The organism is Paenibacillus profundus (genome assembly GCF_021369635.1).
Taxonomy (GTDB): domain Bacteria; phylum Bacillota; class Bacilli; order Paenibacillales; family Paenibacillaceae; genus Paenibacillus_B; species Paenibacillus_B profundus.
Window position 1 is genome coordinate 132,697 of record NZ_JAJNBZ010000002.1, and the last position, 22,229, is coordinate 154,925.

The window sequence follows — 22,229 nt, forward strand, 5'->3', positions numbered from 1 at the left end:
CTGAAAGACTTTCCATAAAATCAGCACTAATTCCCGCTGGCAGTGTCACTTTATTGGCCTTTTTGATCACGATTTCTCCACTAGTCTGATTAACATCGATTTGAACCGTATTTCCCTCCTTATCATACTATTCAACTGTTATAACAATTATACATAAGTTCTGTCAGCTTTTTGCATTGGGAAGTTGACGATTCTAATCTTGCAATGAAGTTGTATGATGAGTTTCAGTTTAGAACTTCGTTAACTCATCCCTGAAGGCCGGCTTGTTCGGGTACTGTGTCAGCAGTAGCTGAACAATACGTTCTGCCTCCGCAGGGCCGGCGGCCTTCTTAAACCTCTTGAGGACCTGACAAACCCCTTGATACTGCTTTCTTGAAGAAGAGTTGGCTGCCTTCCATTCAATATACTTTTGGAAGATGTGGATAACATCCTTTGGATAATGTTCTATCAGAAGAGGACAGAAGGTCTCAACTTGTTCAGGGTGTTGTTTCACATAGAGCAGCAGACGTGCGTGCTCCTGTTCCTGCACCAGAATTTGCGTATACACTGATTCCTGCCGCCAGAAGTTACCTTTCTCCAAGGTTTCTAAAAGGTTGTGATAGACTAGCGGCCACTCGGCGGAAGAATAGGCAGCTTTGACGAACGTGTAATAAGAAAGGTCTCCGCAGCATAGCAGTTCCAAGCCTAACTCGCGTTGCCTCTGCACATCCCCTGACAAGCGATATGCATCGTAGCGGAGCTGCTTCCACTGACCAACGAGGCCGGGCAAGCCCTTCTCAAGGTCCTGTGCTTCGCCCTCTTCCGCCAGACGTATAGCTTCATCATAGCGGCAGTTATCCAGTGCAAGCTGTATGGCTTGCTTGCGGAAGTCGGAAAAATGCAACTGGCTGTATAAATAATCGTTGGCCTGCGTCTCACCGGCGTGCTCTTGCAGTTGGTTATAACGCAGTTTGGCTATACGAGCTGTAAAGTACTCGCCGCTCCAAGTATCTTCGTCTGTATTTTGACTCAAATGTTCAATGTGTTGTTCCCACTTCTCCCGCAGATCAGGGGAGGCGGTTAAATATGAGGCTGCTGCAAGCAGATCTACCCGCCAATCAGGCCATCCGTCGAAACGGTTTTGTATAGCAACACCCATTATCAAATCGAACAGGATTTCCATTTCTCCGGACAACAACAACTCGCCTGATTGGGCAATGGCATCCAAGCGCTCTATACTTTCCTCGATGATTCCGCCGATTGTACCGTTAGAATCGTCCGATGACTGGAGCAAGTCCATCATTTCCTCCAGGATGCAGATGTTTATCTTTGCAGCCTGCAGCAGCTTGCCATCATCGAAAGCTAAAGCGGCTTGTTCAGCCACGTGTTCGGCGCCCTCAACAGCCCGATCAACGTTATCCCATCTGACAAATCCATAATTGTCGGCATACATTTCGATATAGGACTGTATCAGTCGCCTGCAGCTGTCAATCGAATCGTTATAATCGACATCGGACAGATGCAGCCTGATTCGCTCTTCCGTCTGTTCGGAATCAACGGCTAAGTAGAGCAGTAGTGAAATCAGGCTGTCTTTGCTCTCTGCTTCCAGTAGTTGTTTCAGAGTTTTGGTCTGAACGGATATGGGTGAGGACAGGTTCGCCGAATGGCTTCTGGCTGTTCCTCTCATTTCCCTTAGCTTAATCAGAACTGCAGCCTGGTGCTTGCAAGTTGGACCGTAATCATATGGGCAGTCACATTCGACGGATAGAACGTCATCATTGTCTCTAAGCTCTACAAGAACCTCATAGAGATCACTACCCTCCACCAACGCCCTATACAGTCCATCCTTGATTTCTTTAATGGAGCGTACATATCCAGCCAGGACATAATCCTGGCCTCTATTCATGATAACAGGGTCAATGCTTTTACTGAGATGATGGAGATTCAAGCTGAATCAACTCCTATTCCTAAGCTGGATGATTCCGAATCAGGTTCACTAGCACACAGCAGTTGTTGTCCATGTAAAAGTATGAATAAGCTCGTCCAAAAGGTTCATAGTAGCTCATCCTTTCAGGTCTCAAACTTACCCTGATTATAACAAAAGTCCCACCTTATTAGTCGACTGTATGTTATTTTTCTATGCTTATAAACATGTGGACTGTTACCGATCTCTTAGATCATTTAGAAGCTGCTGCAATTATGACGCTTTCCATCAGTGTTCTCTACCTTTATGGCCTCAGGAAGATACTACGCCACGGCCTCTCAAAAATAAATAACCTAACGGGAAGAATGCCTCCCGTTAGGTTTTCTCTTGTCCAAGCCTTTATTGAAATTTCACCTCTGGAAACTTTATATTCGGTCCATCAATTAGAATCCTGTATTTCCCCCATGCTTCTTAACATTTTCCATAATGGATAGTTCATTCGAAATTTTGTCCGTCAGCTCTTTTTCATTTTCATATTTTTTGACCCTATCCATAAAATCACCTGATTTGATGAACATAAACGGCTTGTTTATATGATCTCTATTCTCCAATGCATGAAGCGTGCCATCCATATCTATCCCAGCTTTGACGTTATCATTCAAATAAAATGCATTGAAAGCCGTTGCGCCACCAAAAGAACGCCCCATAATTCCTATGTTATTCAAATCCACAGTTCCTTTAAATTTACTTTGGATAGTGCCTGAATGCAGCTTTTCAAATTGATTGATTACAAACTCCACATCTTGCGTCCATGTAACCCCAACACTATTGCCTACATCATAAAAATTATCTCCATTCACCTCTGTTTTAAAACCAGTTGCTTTACCGTCAGGAAAAGCGGTAACCATGGTGCTATATGTATGATCAATTGCTGCCACGATGTAACCATGACTGGCAAGATTCTCGGCTTGAGAGGTATGCAAGAACCTGCCGGTCCCCATGCCATGACTTAGCAGTACCAAGGGATAAGGCTTTGCAGAAGGCAATATTTCTGCACTCTCATAAGAATTTCTTCTGATATACTTCCAGTAATCTAACGCAAATTCAGGAAGCTTAAATTTTTGGGAGTATGCCTGCATATACATTTCAAGTATTTCTTTATCCTCTGGAAAAAGCGATTCACCCTTTTTATCATTCACATGTTCAGCAGGATACCAAATTTGAACCATTAGCTCTCTCTTATCATTTTTATCTTCGGGGAAGACTTCATCTCGGTTATTATCAATAAAATGAAAGGTTTGAGTGCCTACTTCATATAAACCATCAGGCTTAGGCAAATTAAAAACAGGCCTTCGACTTTTCTATCGTAGTGGTTGGAGGTTAAAGGTAAAGACTGGTTCCGTTTAAGAATCGTTTAAAAAAAGAAAAGACCGACCGTATAAGGTCGGTTTTATGTGCGTGGAGGAGGCGCGAGAAAGAATCAACCGCAAAGAACATCGTCAAGGAAAAGGCTTCGTCAATAAGGTTAACGGGATATCACAGCGAATGTTTCCTTTTTTGTTTAAGAAGAAACTTTCTGGTTACAACAAACGAGAAACCAATAGAGGTCAACAATGTAAGCAGATTTACTAAATAATCAGAAGACACGAACGAATAATTAAACGTTAAATATGGCAATACGAAGGAAGTTTATATAATATGATAGTCTTTTTAATTTAATCGATCAGAGGCCCGTTTATATAAATGAATGTAGATGATATAATGAAGGCCAGTATGGTTACATGAACGAAACCCTCTGTAAAAGCTTAGAGATCTAACTTATATAGGTAGAGTTTATTTACTTTTATATAAGGTGGAAACGTGATTATTTTTTTGCATAAACATAAATTATTTTACATTTTTAGTCTACTTCATAACATGAACAGAAATGGGAACTCAATGACAAAGAAAATTGCTTGGATTACAGACAGCACCGCCTATATTCCTGATGATTTAAAGAATAACCCAGACGTGTATGTGATTCCGTTAGGAATTGTATTTGGTAATAATGTGTTTGACGATGGAATTGATTTGACTACTGAGGAATTGTATCGACGCATCCGGGAAGAGAAAGACATCCCCAAAACATCACAGCCTCCTATCGGTAAGTTTGCAGAGTTGTTCGAGAAATTAAGTATAGATTATGACTGCGCTATTGCCATTCATGTATCTGACAAATTAAGCGGGACACTAGCCTGTTGCACATCAGCTTCAGATTCCGTGCCGCTCCGGGTCGAAGTGATCGATTCTAAATCAATGTCTTATGCTATCACGACGTTACTCTACAAAGGGATAGAACTTGCTGAACAAGGGATCGATTGCAAGGATATAGCGGTCAAATTACGACAAGAGGCTGATAAATCGGAAAATTACATTGTGTTAGGCAGTCTAGAGCAGTTCTATAAGGGTGGGAGAATGACAGGCACCCAGTATTTATTAGGTTCACTTCTCCGTATCAAGCCTATCATTCGAATTAATTCAGGTGGCGCATTTGAGCTATTTGAAAGAGTGCGTTCAGAGAAAAAAGCCTACTTGCGAATGATTGAACTATTCAAACATGCTTATCATCAAAACAACATTAAACAATTGCAAATTATGCATGGAAATGTTCGTAATAAAGCAGAGGCATTCAAGCAAGATCTCCTGAGCCAATTCCCAGGTCTTGATATTGTGATCGGAGAGATTAGCTCTGCCATTGCCGTTCATGCCGGTGAAGGTACCTTAGCTGTTATTTGGCACAACGAAGAAAAATGATATATGGGATCTGATTCCCCCCATTGCCTTAACCATGAAAACCCCGGCCGTATGAAGGAGGCCACTGAAAAAGTCCCCTTAAAGAAAAAGGTATAGTTCCTCAATTTATGAGGAGGTTGTACCTTTTTTCTGTATCCTTAAGATATCAAACTTAGTGGGTGAGTCCGATGATTCAAAACCAACAAACGATGATCTTAAGTCCATTTATGGATATCTATAATCTAGTCGTTCCGAAGGATAATTTATACCAATAGTTGACAAAAAAATTACATTGTATAGAATGTAATTTTGAGGTGGAATAGATGTCGGTTGGTTCAAAACCTGGACTTTCCGCCATACGAAACTATTGAAGTTTCTACGGAATCAGATGCAAATTATTTAGGAAGCATCCATGTCCATAGAGATGACAGGTAGCGATCCGAGTGATTATGTTAAGGTGAAAATGAGTGTTTCGCGACCATTAATGGATGAGTTTGGCGTAACAGATGAAGAGATATACCTCTAGACCCATTCCTGAATAGAACATTTCAATTTGAGACGTTTTATAATTTGATTTTTTATGTCCATATATTTGAGCATGTCTTTTATCAAGTTATGACTAGTGTTGATCAATGTACGTTATTCAGCGAAAGAGGGCAAAGGAATGGATAAATCGAAACTTTATTTCATTTCTGATCTACTACTTACAGTTTTGGTTTTTTATACTATTTGTAGTCTTGTAAGTAGTTTGACGGTAGGATTACTTTCTTCGGTACTTATAGTATTTTTGATAATCAGACCACTACTAAAAAAGATGTTTAAAATAGAATTTAAATAATCCCCCACAGTGCCTCTCTAAATAATTTATTTATGCTCATACGAACATAATCCATATATCACCTAATCACACTTAAAACTCCTTCTTACATTTTATTAAATTTGGGATTTATTTGATTTTATGGAGTGCTCGAGGTATACGGGTTGTCGATAGCTTAACAAAAGGAGAAATAATCGTTGAAGAAATATAAAATTATGTTCGCAGTTCTGCTGACATTGATCCTATTCGCATTGGCCGTATCCCAATCAACTGTTCTGCAACGTGCAACGGCTCGATTTACTGCTTCCATCTATGTCACTTTTCAGTATTACGATATGGATTTGGAGTTTCAAGAAGTCGAGTATGCCTATGGGTTTGGGGGTTATTCTGTTAGATATAAAGACAAAAAAAGCGGCGAGGCTGTCTCTCTGCTGGTTGAATCCGCTTCTCTCCCCATCGTGGTATATGATTCTCTCGATACTCGGACTTAACCGGGTGGTCAAATCATTGGAAACAATAGCATCACGAGAGAGCCTCCCAGTCTATCGTTCAGCTATGATACACTAGATAAAAGAATAGTATACAGCAAGGAGATAGACGCGAATGAAGCTGGTATCCTGGAATGTGAACGGCCTAAGGGCGTGCGTGAACAAAGGATTTAATGACTACTTCCGAGAGACGGAAGCGGATATATTCTGCGTGCAGGAGACGAAGCTGCAGGAAGGCCAAATTGCCATGGAGCTTGGCGATGAATATGAGCTGTATTGGAATTATGCGCTGAAGAAGGGGTACTCGGGGACAGCGGTTTTCACTAAAATAAAGCCTGTATCGGTACGATATGGGATAGAAGAAGATGAAGAGCCTGAGGGGCGGATCATCACGCTCGAGTTCGAGACCTTCTATCTCGTGAATGTATATACGCCCAATTCCAAGCGAGATCTGTCCCGGTTGGAAGAACGGCTAGAATGGGAAGAACGGTTCAGACATTACGTTCAGCAGTTGGATGCATGTAAGCCTGTCATTATGTGCGGGGATATGAATGTGGCCCACCAAGAGATCGACTTGAAGAATCCAAAGTCCAACTGGAACAATTCCGGGTTTACTCCAGAAGAGCGGGAGAAGATGACCCGATTGCTGGACGCTGGATTTACCGATACGTTCCGGCATTTCTATCCTCAGAAGACAGATGCCTATTCGTGGTGGTCTTACATGCCCAAGGTAAGGGAGCGGAATATTGGCTGGAGAATTGATTATTTCCTTGTCTCTTCAAGACTGAATCCCTTATTAATCGATGCGCAAATCGATTCAAGTATTTTAGGCAGCGATCATTGCCCTGTTATTCTCAATATCGCCGACATTGAAGTGTAAATTCGAGGGCTGGTGCTTCCTCTAGAGAGAGAGGCCCCAGCCTTTGCTTGTGTTAGGACAGTTGTTCGTTCGATTCGTTCGTGTCGCCGGAAGGAACCCAATTGGTACTTCGGCAATCGGGAAGAGTTCATTGCATGCGTCGTAGACCACTGGGTGAAGCGAGCAACTCATGAAGTGATCGATCATACCCTTACAGAAGGGAACATTGACAACCAGATTAAAAAACTGCTGACAGCGATGTTTTCTACAACATCAGCGGGTGACTTTGTTTTTTATTTGCGGAGGCTAGGGCAAGAAAACGAACGATATCAACAATTGTTAGACACGATAAAAAACAAAAGGATTGATTTCATGATCTCTCTTTTGCAGGCAAGAGGGTTATCTGAAAAATCCGCCCAACAAAAAGCGTTTGTTATGTACCACTTCTACTTAGGCTGATATGAAAGAAATAAACATCGTGAACATTTGGATGACACCGCCAACTTGGTAGAGCAGTTGTGGCAAACCATAATTGAAACGAGGGGGGTGTCTGGATGACAAGTGCTTTATCTATTTTTGTAGGCTGCGTCTTCATGGGGTTAAGCATCTTGCATGTGTATTGGATGTTCGGGGGGAAATGGGGCAAGGCTGCCGCTATACCTTATGACGGAAGCAGGCCGTTGTTTACTCCAAGGACATTCTCGACTTTTGCAGTTGCCTTGTTATTGGCGTTCGCGTCTGTTATCATCATCGGACTCGCGGGAGGAGCGTTAGCTGTCTTGCCTGAATGGATGTATCGCTGGGGCGGGTGGAGCATCGGACTTGTTTTTTTATTGCGGTCCATCGGCGAATTTCGCTGGGTCGGTTTTTTCAAAAAGAAGAAGGGGACCCCTTTCGCTAGATGGGATACGATGTTATTTTCACCACTATGTCTTGTATTGGCGGTTTTTATTTTTATGATCTTAATTTTTGAACCGTAAGGATACTCTTGGTGAATTTACAACTGAGTTATCGATGGATAGGCTTACATCACACTGTTAAAAGCGAATTTTATGCATTTACGTAGGTTCATGGTACAATTAAGGTATTCTGAACAACTAAGGATGAGAAAGGTTGCCCGTAGATGCATGAATTTGAAGACTGGAACCAAAAGGTGAAGAAAACTTTTAATGCTACAAGTAACGAAGTTGTATTAACAGTTATGGAAGCGGGAAAGAAGTTAGGTCTCACTAAAGATCTCATGAAAATATATGTGGATAAAAATAATTTGACCAAGGTTCCAATTATGAGGAGTGTTCATAGGTACCTTTTGTTGAAGAGTGAAATAGATGAAATCGTGCGAAAGGCATAAGCTCTGGGACATCACGCTGCGGCGAATTCATTTTACACAATAAGGTTCGCCTACATTACACATGAAAGAGCCGACCGCATGAGGTCGGCTCTTTGCGTACATACTTTTGAATAGAAGAATAAGGACTGGGATCCACATGGAAGTAACAGCGCAACAGGTTGCCGAATGGATGGTAGCAGAAATTAAATTCAAAGGAATTGTCTATCAAAGCGATGTGATCGCTTATGTAAAATCGCATTTCGGAGAAGAGTTTGTGTTTGTGAATGAAAATGGAAATGCGTCGCTTTCCAAAGAAGTGAAGAAAGCATTTCGCAAGCTGCATGGCGGTAAAATAGCATGGGACAGAGACGGCTTCTCCTGGGGGTGGACGTAATATCATTTGATATGTAAGTATATAGAAGATAAGTAGTGAAAGTGCGGAGGAAGAGGGAGATAGGTAAATGGCAAAACAAAAGTACTATGTCGTATGGGTCGGCAATCGGCCAGGCATTTATACGAATTGGACAGAATGTAAAGAGCAAGTGGACGGACGCAAGGATGCGAAGTATAAATCCTATCCTTCTAAAGCGGAGGCGGAACAAGCCTATCGGGAAGGCTGGACCAAGCATTGGGGACAGAAGGGGTCCGCTAAGAAACAGACTCAACCCGCCTCACCCAAGTCCAAAGAAACGATTGATTACGATAGCATTTCAGTTGATGTAGGAACGCAGGGGAACCCGGGGCCGATTGAATATAGAGGCGTGAATACACAAACCGGCGAGGTCATATTTTCCCGTGGTCCCATTCCGAACGGTACGAATAATTTAGGTGAATTTTTAGCTATCGTCCATTCCTTGGCTTACTTGAAGAAGCAGGGCAGCACTCAGACCGTATATAGCGACTCCAGAACCGCTTTGAAATGGGTGAGAGAGAAGAAAGTGGCTACGACATTAGAACGGAATGAATCTACAAAAGAAGTATGGGATCTGGTGGACCGAGCCCTGAAATGGCTGCAGACCAATAGCTATGACAACAAGGTATTAAAGTGGGAGACCCAAGACTGGGGAGAAATTAAAGCCGATTATGGAAGAAAATAACCATAAGAGCACCATGCCAGGTGCTCTATTTACATTTCGCTCATGTTTAGTTTTTCTTATTAATTACAATAGACAATTTATAGTTCACATATTTATTTAATTCACTCAGGAACAGATCCAATTCCTCATTAGACGGAAACCTGCACTCTAGCAGATAGCAGCCCTCGCCGCTAATTTTGAAGTTGTTCACCAAATAAGAACGTTGTGTCTCGATAAACGAGAGAAAGGGACGGTGATTGAATTCCTTTGTATAAATATTGATAAAGGTATGGACGGGATTCCCTGCTTTGGCGTGATTCAGCCGAATGGTATATCCTTCGATTACCCCTTCTTCCTCTAGCTTGAGCAAGCGGTTGGCGGTCGCCTGACCGGTCATGTGAATTTTTTGCCCCAATTCCTTCATCGACATGCGGCCATTCTGTAATAGCTCTTCCAGGATTCGTCTGTCCGTGTTATCCAGCATACCTACCAACCTCTTTCATTTTTCAAGTAAACCGTACATTATTCATGATTTGATCTATGTTCCGTGTTATTGCTTACATATTATCCTATAGGAGAAGATACTTAAAGGAGGAATTGACCGTGCAGATTAGACAAATACGCAATGCCACTATCGTGTTAAATTATGGTGGCATGACCTTTTTAATCGATCCATTTCTAGCGCGGCAGGGGGCATATCCACCGTTTCCAAACACCCCGAATCAAGAACAATGGAATCCGACGGTCGAGCTGCCGATCCCTGTGGATGATATTATACAAGCCGATGCGGTTATTGTAACCCACTTGCATCCAGATCATTTCGATGCGGCCGCTATCGAGGCGCTGCCGAAGGATATGAGAATGATTGCGCAGTCTGAAAAAGATGCGAAGGTCATAGAGGAAGCGGGATTTCATAACGTGGAATGGTTGGATAGCATATCCGAGATTGGGGAAATTCGGCTGCATCGGACGTCAGGAAAGCACGGGTTAGGCGAGATCGGCAACCTAATGGGCGAAGTATCGGGAGTAGCCTTTTCCCATGCAGATGAACCGACCCTCTATATTGCAGGCGATACCATATGGTGCGACGATGTTCACGCAGCGATTGACGCGTACCGGCCTGAAGTGATTGTCGTAAATGCAGGCGCAGCCCAGTTCCTAGAGGGCGATCCTATTACGATGACGAAGGAAGATGTCTATCGAACATATAAGGAAGCTCCACAATCGACCATTATTGTGTCTCATATGGAGTCTGTCAATCATTGCTTGTTAACAAGAGAGGAATTGAAAAGCTACATTGCAGACAAGGGGCTCTCCTCTCATATACTCGTGCCTGCCGACGGAGAATCGCTTTCTTTCCGTTCATCGCGCTGAATAGGTAAGCACCCGACCGCATGCGGCCGGGTGTTGGAGTCCTATATGCTTGTGATACAACAAGTTATCTTTTCTCAATGGAAAAAGAATGAAAGCGCGTCTCGAAACCGCCATTCGGGGTCGGGCTGCAGCAATAGATACCTACTTTGACGGGTTGTGGATGCTGGTCTTCATGCAGATGAGCGATTCGGATCTGTTCCCACTCATCAGGGTTACCCTGCGTCTTGGCCGATACGGTATAATCGCCGTTCTTGCGCTCGACTCGGAATGCCAGAGGTTCCGTGACATATGCATTCTGGTAATTCCGAGTGGACCAGTCCGAATATCCATAATTCGTGACGACCGCTCCCAAGTGTGATGGGCCGTCCGGTATATATTCAAGCGATGTCTTCAACCAACATGTGTCCGACACCATTACGAATAGGCCTGCTTGATCATAGGTTGACATGGGATTCATGCTCAGCGATGTCTCTGCCGTGAAGTCCGCCTTACTTCGCGTTCGTGTTTTTCCAATCCATAAACCGTTGATCGATTACCTTTTTCAACTGAAAATAATTGTCCCACGTATCCTCTACATGATAGAGAGTAGGGGCATCCGAAAATGTATCTTGATAGTCTTCTAAATAGGTGCCATTCTCGAAATCAAAATAAACCGTTGCAAATCGATTTCCCTCATCGCTTAACATATCATCGGCCAGAACCCCGTCCCAGTTCATATAAATCTGTGTTCCGGTTAGTTGCCTTTGCTTGAAAGCCGCAATATCTTCTTCAGCATCTTCCTCGAAATCAATGCTGTATAACCTATGCTCTATCATCCATCCTAAAAACAAACCAGTATGGACAAATGCTTGCTCGTTAGGCAAATCTGCGGGAAAATCACCGTCGTAATGATATTTAGCCTTGTCGTAGACGCACGTATCCGACATTTCGTTCAGCTCCTCTGCAACTATTGGAAACGTTTCGTTTAGATTAAAACGCAATGTTTTCCAGTATTATAGAACATCCGTTCGTGAATATCAAATATCAACTGTAAAAATAGCCGTCTTACGTATTTTTTTAGAAGATGTGCTTTTTTAAATTATATTTTTGATTGACTAATTAATCAAAGTTAATTACGATTGCCTTATGAAGAATACTTCTGTCAAGGAGGATGAACACCATGTCTCCCAGAGTGGATGAACAGAATCAGCAAATTCGTGATAAACGCAAACAGCAGCTGCTGGCAGCCGGGGCGAAGGTATTTGGAGAACGGGGCTATGCAGGCACGAAAGTCAGCGATATTGTAGGGGAAGCTCAGCTAAGCCACGGCTTGATTTATCATTATTTTTCTTCCAAGGAAGATATATATATGGAGTTAGCAAAGACGGCATTTACTACTTCCTATGACACGATTCATCAGGCTGTTAACAGCAATGGAAGTCCTTATGAACGTCTAAAGGCAATGACGGAAGAGATTCTTGCTCACACCCGGGAGAGCGGTTATTTCTTTCTGATCGCGCTGCAAACCAATACGTCCAAGACGGTCCCGGAGCAGGCATCAGCGATCTCAGCAGAATATTCGGCCAAGAGCCTGAAGTTGCTCACGCATCTGTTCCAGCAAGGTCAGAAGCATGGGGAATTCATCAAGGCGGATCCATCACAGCAAGCTCTTATGTACACTTCGATGCTGAACGGTGTTGTGTTTACCCGGTTAACCTATCCGTCGTTGGAATGCTTTCCGCAAGTAGATCAAATCTTAAGAGCTTTCATTAATACTTCGTCTGTAAAGGAGTGAGTTGATGGATATGAAGGTTTCATCCATATTTAGAAGCGATAGTATGCGAGCGCACTTTACAGCTGCTTATGACCAAGCGCTGAGCGAGTGGCCAGTTTCTTACGAATCCTGCTTTGTTACAACTGACTTCGGAACTACTCATATGATCAAATGCGGCAATAAGTCGAATCCGCCTCTGCTGCTCATTCACGGAATGACCGCGACTTCTCTCATGTGGAGCGCAAACATTGCCGAATGGTCCAAGGACTATTATGTTCATTGCATTGAAATCCCTGGAGACTTTGGCAAAAGCACGCTCGTCAAGCCGCTATCAAGCAGAGCAGCAGCAGCGCAATGGCTGTTGGAGCTGGTCGGGGAGCTGCAATTGGGCGCGTTTCATTTATTGGGGCATTCCATGGGCGGTTTTTTGTCTTTGAATTATACGGTAGCGCATCCGTTGCGGGTACGTTCGCTGGGGCTGCTGGCACCTGCCGGCTCCTTTGCGCCGCTGCCAAGGATGTTCTATGTAAAGATGTTCCCTGCTGTGATGTTCCCAACACAGTGGTTTATTGATCGCGCATTCAAGTGGTGCATGTCGAAGCATAATAGCCTGGAGCTGCTGCCTGAGTCCTACAGAGCGCTCCTTGCAGCGTGCTACCAGAGCTGCGCCCCTCGACTCGGGCTGCTTCCTACCGAATTCACAGAGGGTGAGCTATCGCAGCTTCCAGTCCCTACCTTATTCGTGGTCGGGGAAGACGAAGTCATTTACCGCCATTCCATCAAGACGGTTCAAGCGAAGGCGAGCCTCATTCCCGATGTCACAATCGCAACCATCCCTAGGGCAGGGCATTTCTTAAGTATCGAACAGAAACAACGGATTAACGAGCTTGTTATTGATTTTCTCAGGCAACACCCTATCAGTACCCACAACGTATAGGATTAGGCGGATGTATCGCATTAATCGAGAGGGGGTATCCTCGTCATGGATAAACTATCGATCGGCCGAATGGCAGAATTGAACCACACTTCTGTCCAAACGCTGCGCTATTACGACAAGCTGGGTCTGCTAAAGCCTGAGTACGTAGAAGAGAGTACCGGTTATCGCTACTATGCGATTAAACAATGCGCCAGACTAGATATGATTAACTATATGAAGTATTTGGGCATGTCGTTGGACAACATTAAAGCTTGGTTCGACACCGAGGATGTCGAATCTATCCCTGAGATGCTGTGGCAACAAGCGGTTCTCATCGAGCGCAAGATGAAGGAACTGGATCAGATGAAAAAGGCGGTCCATGTCAGCATCAAAAATTACGATACCTATATGAACGCCCCGGGTGACGGACATATCGTTCTGCAGCGTGTTCCGGCACGCAAAATTTATTGCTACGACAGCAAGGTTAATATTTATGAAAATACGTTGGAGACGTACGAATACATACTGCGGGAGTTGCGCGCACAGGCGATCGTCAACCATTTGCCGATGGCTTATTTTTGCAATGTCGGCTCCATTATCCGTCAAGAAGCGATTGAACGGGGACAATTCGTATCGACAGAAGTTTTTTTGTTCGTAGATCCCGACTTTGAGATGCAAGCAGGTGTTGAAATCATCCCGGAATACGACTACTTGTGCATCTATTGCGATAGTTTCTTTCATGAACGTGAGTACGCGGGCAAGTTGTTCGACTATGTTCAAGAGCATGGCTACGAAGTGATTGGGGATTACATTTGTGAAGTGGTGGTGGAGCTGCCGATATTTCATCATGACGAGCGGAATATGTTTATGAAATTACAAGTTCCTATCAAAAGGGATTGACTCTATAGTAACTATAGAGTTTATGATAAGGACATAGGAGCTCCCAAGAATCAATTGCATAATAGTTTGTGAAATTTATAACAATATAGGAGGTTGTCCACATGAAGGAAAAAATTAGAGTCATTCAATACGGCTGCGGTAAAATGGGACAGTTTTTTCTGAGATATCTGTATGAAAAAGGTGCGGAAATCGTAGGAGCGATCGACGTGAATTCGAACGTCGTCGGCAAAGATGTGGGTGAGGTTGCAGGCTTGGGCGTGAAGTTGAATGTGCCTGTCCGTTCCGATGCCGAGCAAGTATTCAAAGAATGCGATGCACAGGTTTGCATTATTTCGACGACAAGCTTGCTGACAGATACGTATGGCGCTTTTGAGCTGGCGGCTCGTTATGGCGTGAACGCGATTAGCACGTGCGAAGAGGCGTTTTATCCATGGACAACCTCCCCGGCGCTGACCAACCGTCTGGACCGGCTTGCCAAAGACAACAATTGCACCTTAAGCGGATCTGGTTACCAAGACGTGTTCTGGGGCAATTTAATTACGGTATTGGCGGGAGCGACGCATCAGATTACTAGAATTGAAGGCATGTCCAGCTACAATGTCGAAGAGTACGGCATCGCGCTTGCCGAAGTTCATGGTGCGGGCTTGACGGTTAAGGAATTCGAGGAGAAAATCGCGAGCAACAATGATCTTCCGTCCTTTATGAGAAACGCCAACGAGTGGCTGTGCTCACAGTTTGGATGGACGATTAAGTCAATGGATCAACAATTGATTCCAATGACACACAATCAAGATCTTCATTCAACTACGCTTGGCAAAACAATTCCTGCAGGCGATGCCACTGGTATGTCCGCCGTCGTCACGACCGTCACCCATCAAGGTCCAGTTATCGTAACGGAATGTATCGGTAAAGTATATGCCGAGGACGAAGTGGATCACAACGACTGGGTTATCAAAGGCGAACCGAAAACGGAGGTCAACATCTCATGCCCGGCAACGGTGGAGCTTACATGCGCGACGGTCGTCAACCGGATTCCAGATTTGCTTCAAGCTCCAGCAGGCTTCTACACAACCGAAAAAATGGCACCGGCCCAATATCGTACGTATCCGCTTCATTACTACGTAAAATAAATCGAATTCTGCAAAGGCGACAGCTTATCACTGTCGTCTTTTTTGCGTCTGCTCCCGTCCGCACATTTAGGTTTACTTTTCCCCTGAAAAAGAGAAAATATGATTATAGCAAGACGCAGAGTCTTTCTATTACAGAGGGGGATAACAATGTTAGATTTGAGTCAAATTAATATTTGGGCGGTGCTTCTGGCCACGGCAGCCACTATGGTGCTCGGGTTTTTATGGTATTCGCCGCTGTTATTCGGAAATGCATGGGCCAAACGTCTGAATGTGAACATGGAGGACCTGTCGGGAGGGGCTGCGACATATGTGCTGACGGCTCTGACCGCATTAGGTGGAGCATTTATTCTAGCTTGGCTCGTCTCGTTGGCTGGGGAACCCACGATTGCATCCGGGATGACCATCGGTCTTCTAGTCGGGATCAGCATTTCCCTTAAGATCGGGATGAACTACTTATTTGAAGGCAGAAAGTTAGGATTGTATCTGATCACCGTCGGATATCATTTGATTTCTTACTTGATAGCAGGACTTATTATCGGAGTGATGTAATGGCAAGAAGCAGAGGTTGGACCGATATGTATGCATGCAGCCCTATGATGCACCAAAATAAAATGACACACGTACACTAACCTATACTATGAACATACATCAGTTGGAGGATAATCAGTGATAATTATTTCGGACAGTGATGTAGAACAAGTAAATAAGGTAACGCAGTCGGATGTAGAAAGAGAAATATTGCAAAAGAAGAAGGCAAGTCCAGTCATATATCGATATGACTCTCCTGAAGCTTTGGAATTCGAGTTGAAAATGAGATCTAAAATTGTGAAATCGGCCACGGATTTAGATGCCAGTGGTGTAAGATTCGCCACGTTTAAAGGCTCCCAATGCAATAAGCGGTATTGGTCTCGCACAAAAAATGGAGGTTTCGGATTGAAGAGTGGCGTGTTACCGTCTGATGGGATAAACGATATTTTTCAAAACGGGTATCTCTATGCGTTCGAATGTGCGACTGCAGTGGTCATTATTTTGTACAAGGCAGTACTCGATGCTATCCATAAGGAAGCATTCAATACTTATTTTACAGAGCTGTTCTTATGGGGTTGGAATGTTGATAGCAACCTGCGGCTAATTTCAGTCAATAATAAAAATGAAGCTTATTTAGGGGATATACTATATTTCGAAAATCCTGACCATCTTCCCGAGACGCCGGAATGGCAAGGGGAGAATACCGTCATGCTGGCCAATGACCAGTATTATGGACACGGAATAGGGATAGAAACGTCGGAGGGAATCATTTCGGCTCTTAATAGCAAAAGAAAACCAGGCAGTATGACATCGGCTTACCTGTCCGAACGTGTGCTTCATCCGGATTTTCAATCATTGCAAAAATTATCTGTAAGGGGAAATCCTTTGGCAGTACAAAATAAGTATTCAGTAAACGCCATCGTTGCCAGAGTGGGGGCGAATACTTACATTTACTGAAATAAAGGTTAGCACGGCCAGAATGGGCACCTCAAGCTAAAAGCGAAAGGCGTCTGTTCGCTGCGAATTTCCGAGAACGGGACATATGTATACCAATTCGAATCATTGCTGAGTTTGAAAGATAAGCAAGATTCCGAAAGAATATAATTGAATTCGATCCCCGGCCTATGGGCCGGGTTTTTTGCGTTGAGGTTTCGCCGCTGCGCGCAGCGATATGAGCCGAAGCGTGCAGGCGGAGAAGCCCGCCTCCGCCTAACAAGCGCCAACCCTTTAGGTCAGCGCTTTTTGAGCTATCATCCTTTTTCACAGCGGTATGGTCAAGCTGCATAAGAACCGAAAATATGCGCAGTTATGCCGCCTCAAGGGAGTATCGCGGCAGCATTCATCGAGGCCCATGCCGTCTCCTTAAGATATGGTTAAGAAATCCGCCGTGAATTTGCCACAATTTATTCAGAAAATACGCAACATTTTCCTGCTCTCGTACGTCTAATTATGAAGGGAAATTTTTCTTATGGAAAGATGAAAGTAAACTGGGAGGATGAACACGTGAGAAAGTTATTATCTGGAATTGTGGCAATGTCACTGGTATTTTCTTTAATACTGCCGACCACACAATTGAATGCAGCAGCCGCCATTTCCGTCTATGTTGACGGATCGAAGCTGGCGATGGATCAACCGCCCGTGCAGTCTAGCGGACGGGTATTGCTTCCTATGCGCGCCATTTTTGAATCATTGGGCGCAAGAGTATCTTATAACTCGAGAACGAGAACGGTGACGGGCAGCAAGGACGGCACGACCGTTGTGCTGAAGCTTGGCTCCAAGTCGGCGACCATCGACAATATGAACGTAAGCTTGGATGTGCCGGCCAACACGCTGAGAGGCAGAACGATGGTGCCTGTCCGCTTTGTCAGTGAGGCATTGGGCGCCTTGGTTAGCTGGAACGAGAGAGGCAAAACGGTTACAATTACGACTCCGGACCGACCAAGCACACCGGATAGACCGGATAATTCGGATAATGTAAGCGGAGTATCCAACGTATACGCGAAAGTGATCGGACAACAGGGAGATGGAAGCGACTTGAATGTCAGCTTCTCTAAAGCGCCGTATGAATACAACGTGGATCACTACCGCATCATGGTGGTCAAATCGTCGAGCTCGTCTTCCTTCAATTTGTCGAAGGCTCGCTCCGTGTCTTCCAACAATTATACGACGGCTTATCCGCAAGGCGATGATCCGAGCGTGCGGCTGGATTCCCGCGCGCGCGACGTGGACGGGGATTATATCCGCAACAACCAAACGTACAACGTATACGTGGTGACGGTTGGCAAGAGAAGCAGCCAGATGGCGCTTTCTTATCCGTCCTCACAGATTTCGCTGTCTGACAACGGCGTGTCGGCGGCGAGCAATGTTCAAGTGCGCGATGTCGCGGACTATGGCGACGGACGGGACATGAATGTAAGCTTTGCGAGACCGCAAAACGACAACAATATTTCGAACTACCGCATTATGGTCGTGAAGACCAGAGACGCGAACCGATTTGATACGTCTTCAGCGAACGGAGTGTCCAGCCAGAACTACTCGACCGTGTACAAATCGGGCGGCACGACGCTGACATCGACGCTAAGCTCGACAGCAAGAGACACTTCGGGAGATTATATCCGCAATGGAGTGCCTTATACCGTATTTGTGTTGTCGGTCAGCAATACGAATTCGTACTCGAATAAGCTGTCTTCAGGATCAGCCTCGATGACATTGGGTCAATCGGTCGGCTTGCCTGTCATTACGAAGGTCAGCGATGTAGGCAACTATGGAGATGGCCGTGATTTACAGATTAGCTTTAATCGGGCATCCGACGAATCGAAAGTAAGCTATTACCGGATTTTTGCCGTGAGATACCAAGATGCCAACAGCTTCGATCTGACGGAAGCCAACAAAGCATCTTACGGCAGATACCATGACGTGTCTAAGACCGGATACAGCATCACGACTACGCTTCCTTCCAGCATGCGGGATGTACATGGATCCTCTATCCGCAACGGAGAAACGTACCGCCTATTCGTCATGGCGGTGTCCAATAGCGGGGGGTCCTATAACAATGCGTTGTCAACCGCTTCGGATACGATTACGCTGTCGAACAACAATATCGTCAGCGGCGTAACGAATGTAACGGCCAGCGACGTGAGCGACTACAACGACGGCCGCGACCTGCGTGTGTCGTTCAACCGGGCTTCGGATGAATCGGACATCAGCCAATACCGCATCATGGTCGTGAAGGCATCCAATGCGAACCGCTTCGATCTATCGGCGGCGAACAACGTATCGAGCTATAATTATACGGCCGTGAGCAAGACCGGAGGAAATATTAGCTTGGCGCTGAATTCCAATGCAAGAGATGTGGACGGATCGGCGATTAGAAACGGCGTGAGCTACCAAGTATTCGTGATGTCTGTAGGCCGAGGCAGCTATAACAATGCGCTGTCCAGCCCGTCTGGCACAATTACGTTATCGAACAATTCAACGGTGTATCCGGCAACGAACGTGTCGGCAAGCGATGTGAACGACTACAACGACGGCCGCGACCTGCGTGTGACGTTCACTCGTGCCGCTGATGAAGCGAACATTAACCATTATCGCGTCATGGTTGTGAAAGCCGACAAGGCAGGCTGGTTCAGCGTTTCGGATGCGAATAATGTGTCCAGCTGGAATTCGACAGTCGTGAACAGAACAGGCGGCAACCTTGGCCAGACGCTGGCTTCCGATGCCAGAGACGTTGATGGCGATCGGATTCGCAACGGCATTAGTTACCGTGTATTCGTATTGTCCGTAAGCACGGGCAACCAGTCGAGCAACGCTCTGTCGTCTCAATCCCCGGCGATTACGCTTGGGGGCACGACTGCAGTGGACGCCGCGGCGAATGTAGCGGCGAATGTGACGGGCAGCTATGGCAGCGGACGCGATATCGAGGTAAGCTTTACGGCGCCTTCCAACGAATCGAACGTTGCTGAATACCGCATCATGGCTGTGCGGTCTGACCAAGCGTATGCGTTTAACCTGTCGAGTGCCAATGGGGTCTCCGCTTCTAACTATACGAGAGTATCGAAGCAGGGCGGGTATGTCCGACAGCAGTTAACCGACTCTACTCGGGATGTATTCGGTGACGCTATTAGGAAGGGCGTATCGTACCGTATCTTTATTTTGACGGTGGCCGATGGAAGAACAGGCACGATCAATGCGCTGTCATCCTCGTCCGGAGATGTCACTCTCGCTGATCAATCCGTGCAGGCGGTTAGCGGTTTATATGCTCAAAGAGAGGGCAACAACGACTTTAGTGTCACTTTTGTCAAACCAAGCAATGAGAGCGGCATCGCTTACTATAAAGTAATGGCCGTTCCTTCTGGCAGCGCGAGCAGCTTCACGCTGGCCGATGCGGACCGGACGAACTCGAATGCTTCCAAGATGGTGAGCGTTAATGGCGACACCAAGGCATGGTTTAGTTTGTATGATACGGATGCATTCGGCAACCCGCTTACAACGGGCACTGCTTATAGAGTATTCATCTCGTCTGTCGTAGACGGGCGCACTACATCCATTAATGTGTTGTCCGCTTCATCCAATGAGATTATTATGGGTGAAGGTTACTAAGAAGCATGTATCATCCATGCACCTGACCGTACCAGACGAAGCCCCGGAATCTATTTCCGGGGCTTATTTCTTTATTTTTATAGAACACGAAAAAGGTGGGGAAGAGGAAGACGGGAAAGTGTCGGACTGGAAAAATACTGACGATACGGCTTCATGCTTGCACGCCTGCCATGCGATGATTGCAGTTAGGGCTTATCCTTGCTGAATTGTCACGTTCGGGCTCTGTTTTGTCACCATAATCGATGTACATGAAACGACAGGAACAAGTAAAATATACTTATAGATACGGGATACAACCTTGTGCTCATATGAGGAATGTATAACAACTTGATTCAATCCACGTCTATACTATTGGAGGAATGGCAAAATGATTATAACGACAACTTCTACGATACAAGGTAAAGAAATTGTGGAATACATTGACGTTGTCGCTGGAGAAGCGATTATGGGCGCAAATGTGGTGCGCGATATTCTGGCTTCCGTTCGCGATATCGTAGGTGGTCGCGCCGGAGCGTATGAGAGCAAGCTGAAGGAAGCGCGCGACATTGCCATGGAAGAGATGAAGAGCTTAGCAAAGCAAAAAGGGGCGAATGCGGTCGTCGGCATCGACGTCGATTACGAAGTCGTGCGCGAAGGCATGTTAATGGTCGCGGTCAGCGGAACGGCAGTCGTTGTACGCTAATATGAGATGATATTGAGATATTGTGTATTGTGAGGGGATACCTGATAGGTGTTCCTTTTTATTGTGTCGTGATCGTTGATGGCTATTGGATTCTGTCCAACGAAATGTGCGTACAGGGCTGGTAACGTGGTGATCCACTGGAAATGATCCAGCAGAATCATGCTCAACCGGCTGCCGATAAGAGGAAGGTCGCAATTAGACTGGATATTTTCCAATGGAAAGGTGAGTTTGCGCTTGAGGACAGTCAAATGACTGTACATTATCCAATGGAATGGAATGGTCGGCGGGAAGAGTTGCAGGAACAGGTCGTTTGTCCGCTCACATTCAATTTTCTATCCTTCCATCCACTCTCCCCGGGGCTCAGACACCAGTAGCAAACTCCACCGCCGTGCGTTCAGTCCCCGCTATAAGGCCCCGCCGCTGCGCGTTCAGTCCCCGCCATAAGGTCCCGCCGCTGCGCGTTCAGCCCGTCATGAAGCCCCCGCCGCTGCCACATTCACATTCGCCGTAAATTACCACTCGCTACAGGTGTTACTAGTGCGGACTCCCCGATAAGCGTAGCTCCGAGGTTAATTCGCGGAAACTCGTAAGTTAGGATGAGGCGACTTCGAGCTAATTGTTAGGGGTAACTGAGGGATGTATCTTTTAAGTGTCGTGATCGTTGATGGCTATTGGATTCTGTCCAACGAAATGTACGTACAGGGCTGGTAACGTGGTGATCCACTGGAATTGATCCAGCAGAATCATGCTCAAATGGCTGCCGATAAGAGGAAAGTCGCAATTAGACTGGATGTTTTCCAATGGAAAGGTGAGTTTGCGCTTGAAAACAGTCAAAAGACTGTACATTATCCAATGGAATGGAACGGTTGGTGAGAAGAGTTGCAGGAACAGGCCGTTTGTCCGCACACATCCAATCTTCTATCCTTTTATCCACTCTCCCCGGGGCTCAGACACCCGTCGGAAACCCCAACGCCGTGCGCTCAGTCCCTATCGTAAGGTTCCGCCTCTGCGCGTTCAGTCCTCATCGTGAAGCTCCTAACGCCGCACGTTCAGTCCTCATCGTGAAGCTCCTAACGCCGCACGTTCAGTCCTCATCGTGAAG

Annotated in this window: 23 protein-coding genes and 1 pseudogene; 18 read left to right on the forward strand and 6 right to left on the reverse strand. The window is 45.4% G+C overall.

The window, feature by feature from the left end:
* Positions 1-229 precede the first annotated feature (229 nt).
* Positions 230-1,927, reverse strand: coding sequence for an SWIM zinc finger family protein (locus LQV63_RS03430; protein ID WP_233695653.1), 1,698 nt, complete (start codon positions 1,925-1,927; stop codon positions 230-232).
* Between the two features lie 419 nt (positions 1,928-2,346).
* Positions 2,347-3,240 (reverse strand): alpha/beta hydrolase family protein, encoded by an 894-nt coding sequence (locus LQV63_RS03435; protein WP_233695654.1) that lies wholly within the window; start codon positions 3,238-3,240, stop codon positions 2,347-2,349.
* A gap of 601 nt (positions 3,241-3,841) precedes the next feature.
* On the opposite strand from LQV63_RS03435, the gene LQV63_RS03440 reads away from it, so the two are divergent.
* The 4 genes from LQV63_RS03440 (at position 3,842) to LQV63_RS03455 (ending at position 7,298) form a co-directional block, all read left to right on the forward strand.
* Entirely contained in the window at positions 3,842-4,696 is an 855-nt protein-coding gene (locus tag LQV63_RS03440) for a DegV family protein (protein WP_233695655.1), read from the forward strand.
* Between the two features lie 993 nt (positions 4,697-5,689).
* Positions 5,690-5,983: a hypothetical protein gene (locus tag LQV63_RS03445; protein WP_233695656.1), complete on the forward strand. Its 294-nt coding sequence runs from the start codon at positions 5,690-5,692 to the stop codon at positions 5,981-5,983.
* Positions 5,984-6,095: 112 nt separating this feature from the next.
* Complete coding sequence (locus LQV63_RS03450) at positions 6,096-6,860, forward strand: exodeoxyribonuclease III (protein WP_233695657.1); 765 nt, start codon at positions 6,096-6,098, stop codon at positions 6,858-6,860.
* Positions 6,861-7,013: 153 nt separating this feature from the next.
* On the forward strand, positions 7,014-7,298 hold the full coding sequence (locus tag LQV63_RS03455) for a hypothetical protein (RefSeq protein WP_233695658.1): 285 nt from the start codon (positions 7,014-7,016) through the stop codon (positions 7,296-7,298).
* On the opposite strand, the gene LQV63_RS31950 is transcribed toward LQV63_RS03455, so the two are convergent.
* Positions 7,286-7,369, reverse strand: a complete 84-nt coding sequence (locus LQV63_RS31950) for an AgrD family cyclic lactone autoinducer peptide (RefSeq protein ID WP_407672890.1) — start codon at positions 7,367-7,369, stop codon at positions 7,286-7,288. The two genes, LQV63_RS03455 and LQV63_RS31950, sit on opposite strands and share 13 nt — an antisense overlap.
* Positions 7,370-7,393: 24 nt before the next feature.
* Between LQV63_RS31950 and LQV63_RS03460 the strand changes: the two genes are divergently transcribed.
* The 4 genes from LQV63_RS03460 to rnhA all read left to right on the forward strand — a co-directional run bounded on the left by LQV63_RS03460 (position 7,394) and on the right by rnhA (position 9,266).
* Entirely contained in the window at positions 7,394-7,819 is a 426-nt protein-coding gene (locus tag LQV63_RS03460) for a DUF3995 domain-containing protein (RefSeq protein ID WP_233695659.1), read from the forward strand.
* Positions 7,820-7,962: 143 nt separating this feature from the next.
* Positions 7,963-8,190, forward strand: a complete 228-nt coding sequence (locus LQV63_RS03465) for a hypothetical protein (RefSeq protein WP_019419801.1) — start codon at positions 7,963-7,965, stop codon at positions 8,188-8,190.
* Between the two features lie 136 nt (positions 8,191-8,326).
* Positions 8,327-8,563, forward strand: coding sequence for a DUF6953 family protein (locus LQV63_RS03470; RefSeq protein WP_233695660.1), 237 nt, complete (start codon positions 8,327-8,329; stop codon positions 8,561-8,563).
* 67 nt (positions 8,564-8,630) lie between these two features.
* Positions 8,631-9,266 (forward strand): ribonuclease H, encoded by a 636-nt coding sequence (gene rnhA / locus LQV63_RS03475; RefSeq protein ID WP_019419799.1) that lies wholly within the window; start codon positions 8,631-8,633, stop codon positions 9,264-9,266.
* 46 nt (positions 9,267-9,312) lie between these two features.
* On the opposite strand, the gene LQV63_RS03480 is transcribed toward rnhA, so the two are convergent.
* Positions 9,313-9,729 (reverse strand): Lrp/AsnC family transcriptional regulator, encoded by a 417-nt coding sequence (locus LQV63_RS03480; RefSeq protein ID WP_233695661.1) that lies wholly within the window; start codon positions 9,727-9,729, stop codon positions 9,313-9,315.
* 119 nt (positions 9,730-9,848) lie between these two features.
* Here LQV63_RS03480 and LQV63_RS03485 point away from each other — a divergent pair, with 119 nt between their 5' ends.
* Complete coding sequence (locus LQV63_RS03485) at positions 9,849-10,619, forward strand: MBL fold metallo-hydrolase (protein WP_233695662.1); 771 nt, start codon at positions 9,849-9,851, stop codon at positions 10,617-10,619.
* Positions 10,620-10,683: 64 nt separating this feature from the next.
* On the opposite strand, the pseudogene LQV63_RS03490 reads toward LQV63_RS03485, so the two are convergent.
* A pseudogene (locus tag LQV63_RS03490) lies at positions 10,684-11,103 on the reverse strand (DUF1349 domain-containing protein); the annotation flags it as partial.
* Between the two features lie 4 nt (positions 11,104-11,107).
* Positions 11,108-11,545 carry a DUF7832 domain-containing protein gene (locus tag LQV63_RS03495; RefSeq protein ID WP_233695663.1) on the reverse strand — a complete coding sequence of 146 codons (438 nt, stop codon included), beginning with the start codon at positions 11,543-11,545 and terminating at the stop codon, positions 11,108-11,110.
* A gap of 233 nt (positions 11,546-11,778) precedes the next feature.
* Here LQV63_RS03495 and LQV63_RS03500 point away from each other — a divergent pair, with 233 nt between their 5' ends.
* The 9 genes from LQV63_RS03500 (at position 11,779) to LQV63_RS03540 (ending at position 21,127) form a co-directional block, all read left to right on the forward strand.
* Positions 11,779-12,393 carry a TetR/AcrR family transcriptional regulator gene (locus LQV63_RS03500; RefSeq protein WP_233695664.1) on the forward strand — a complete coding sequence of 205 codons (615 nt, stop codon included), beginning with the start codon at positions 11,779-11,781 and terminating at the stop codon, positions 12,391-12,393.
* Positions 12,394-12,397: 4 nt separating this feature from the next.
* Entirely contained in the window at positions 12,398-13,309 is a 912-nt protein-coding gene (locus tag LQV63_RS03505) for an alpha/beta fold hydrolase (RefSeq protein WP_019419793.1), read from the forward strand.
* Positions 13,310-13,354: 45 nt separating this feature from the next.
* The gene (locus LQV63_RS03510) at positions 13,355-14,188 is read left to right on the forward strand and encodes a MerR family transcriptional regulator (RefSeq protein WP_233695665.1); all 834 of its coding nucleotides are present in this window, start codon (positions 13,355-13,357) and stop codon (positions 14,186-14,188) included.
* A gap of 101 nt (positions 14,189-14,289) precedes the next feature.
* Entirely contained in the window at positions 14,290-15,318 is a 1,029-nt protein-coding gene (locus LQV63_RS03515) for an NAD(P)H-dependent amine dehydrogenase family protein (protein ID WP_233695666.1), read from the forward strand.
* A 147-nt stretch (positions 15,319-15,465) separates the two neighbouring features.
* Positions 15,466-15,867, forward strand: coding sequence for a DUF1761 domain-containing protein (locus LQV63_RS03520; RefSeq protein WP_233695667.1), 402 nt, complete (start codon positions 15,466-15,468; stop codon positions 15,865-15,867).
* A 117-nt stretch (positions 15,868-15,984) separates the two neighbouring features.
* Positions 15,985-16,803 (forward strand): protein-glutamine gamma-glutamyltransferase, encoded by an 819-nt coding sequence (locus LQV63_RS03525; RefSeq protein WP_233695668.1) that lies wholly within the window; start codon positions 15,985-15,987, stop codon positions 16,801-16,803.
* A 546-nt stretch (positions 16,804-17,349) separates the two neighbouring features.
* Positions 17,350-20,445, forward strand: coding sequence for a copper amine oxidase N-terminal domain-containing protein (locus LQV63_RS03530; RefSeq protein WP_233695669.1), 3,096 nt, complete (start codon positions 17,350-17,352; stop codon positions 20,443-20,445).
* Entirely contained in the window at positions 20,432-20,650 is a 219-nt protein-coding gene (locus LQV63_RS03535) for a hypothetical protein (RefSeq protein WP_233695670.1), read from the forward strand. The genes LQV63_RS03530 and LQV63_RS03535 overlap by 14 nt, the downstream gene beginning before the upstream one ends.
* Before the next feature lie 162 nt (positions 20,651-20,812).
* The gene (locus tag LQV63_RS03540; RefSeq protein ID WP_233695671.1) at positions 20,813-21,127 is read left to right on the forward strand and encodes a heavy metal-binding domain-containing protein; all 315 of its coding nucleotides are present in this window, start codon (positions 20,813-20,815) and stop codon (positions 21,125-21,127) included.
* Positions 21,128-22,229 lie beyond the last annotated feature (1,102 nt).

Bases quoted from the DNA above. Each gene is read 5' to 3' on its own strand.
- LQV63_RS03500 (WP_233695664.1), top strand. From the start codon at position 11,779: ATGTCTCCCAGAGTGGATGAACAGAATCAGCAAATTCGTGATAAACGC.
- LQV63_RS03465 (WP_019419801.1), top strand. From the start codon at position 7,963: ATGCATGAATTTGAAGACTGGAACCAAAAGGTGAAGAAAACTTTTAAT.
- LQV63_RS03460 (WP_233695659.1), top strand. From the start codon at position 7,394: ATGACAAGTGCTTTATCTATTTTTGTAGGCTGCGTCTTCATGGGGTTA.
- LQV63_RS03470 (WP_233695660.1), top strand. From the start codon at position 8,327: ATGGAAGTAACAGCGCAACAGGTTGCCGAATGGATGGTAGCAGAAATT.
- LQV63_RS03520 (WP_233695667.1), top strand. From the start codon at position 15,466: ATGTTAGATTTGAGTCAAATTAATATTTGGGCGGTGCTTCTGGCCACG.
- LQV63_RS03505 (WP_019419793.1), top strand. From the start codon at position 12,398: ATGGATATGAAGGTTTCATCCATATTTAGAAGCGATAGTATGCGAGCG.
- LQV63_RS03495 (WP_233695663.1), bottom strand. From the start codon at position 11,545: ATGTCGGATACGTGCGTCTACGACAAGGCTAAATATCATTACGACGGT.
- LQV63_RS03450 (WP_233695657.1), top strand. From the start codon at position 6,096: ATGAAGCTGGTATCCTGGAATGTGAACGGCCTAAGGGCGTGCGTGAAC.
- LQV63_RS03540 (WP_233695671.1), top strand. From the start codon at position 20,813: ATGATTATAACGACAACTTCTACGATACAAGGTAAAGAAATTGTGGAA.
- LQV63_RS31950 (WP_407672890.1), bottom strand. From the start codon at position 7,369: ATGGTTTGCCACAACTGCTCTACCAAGTTGGCGGTGTCATCCAAATGT.
- LQV63_RS03480 (WP_233695661.1), bottom strand. From the start codon at position 9,729: ATGCTGGATAACACGGACAGACGAATCCTGGAAGAGCTATTACAGAAT.
- rnhA (WP_019419799.1), top strand. From the start codon at position 8,631: ATGGCAAAACAAAAGTACTATGTCGTATGGGTCGGCAATCGGCCAGGC.
- LQV63_RS03510 (WP_233695665.1), top strand. From the start codon at position 13,355: ATGGATAAACTATCGATCGGCCGAATGGCAGAATTGAACCACACTTCT.
- LQV63_RS03440 (WP_233695655.1), top strand. From the start codon at position 3,842: ATGACAAAGAAAATTGCTTGGATTACAGACAGCACCGCCTATATTCCT.
- LQV63_RS03515 (WP_233695666.1), top strand. From the start codon at position 14,290: ATGAAGGAAAAAATTAGAGTCATTCAATACGGCTGCGGTAAAATGGGA.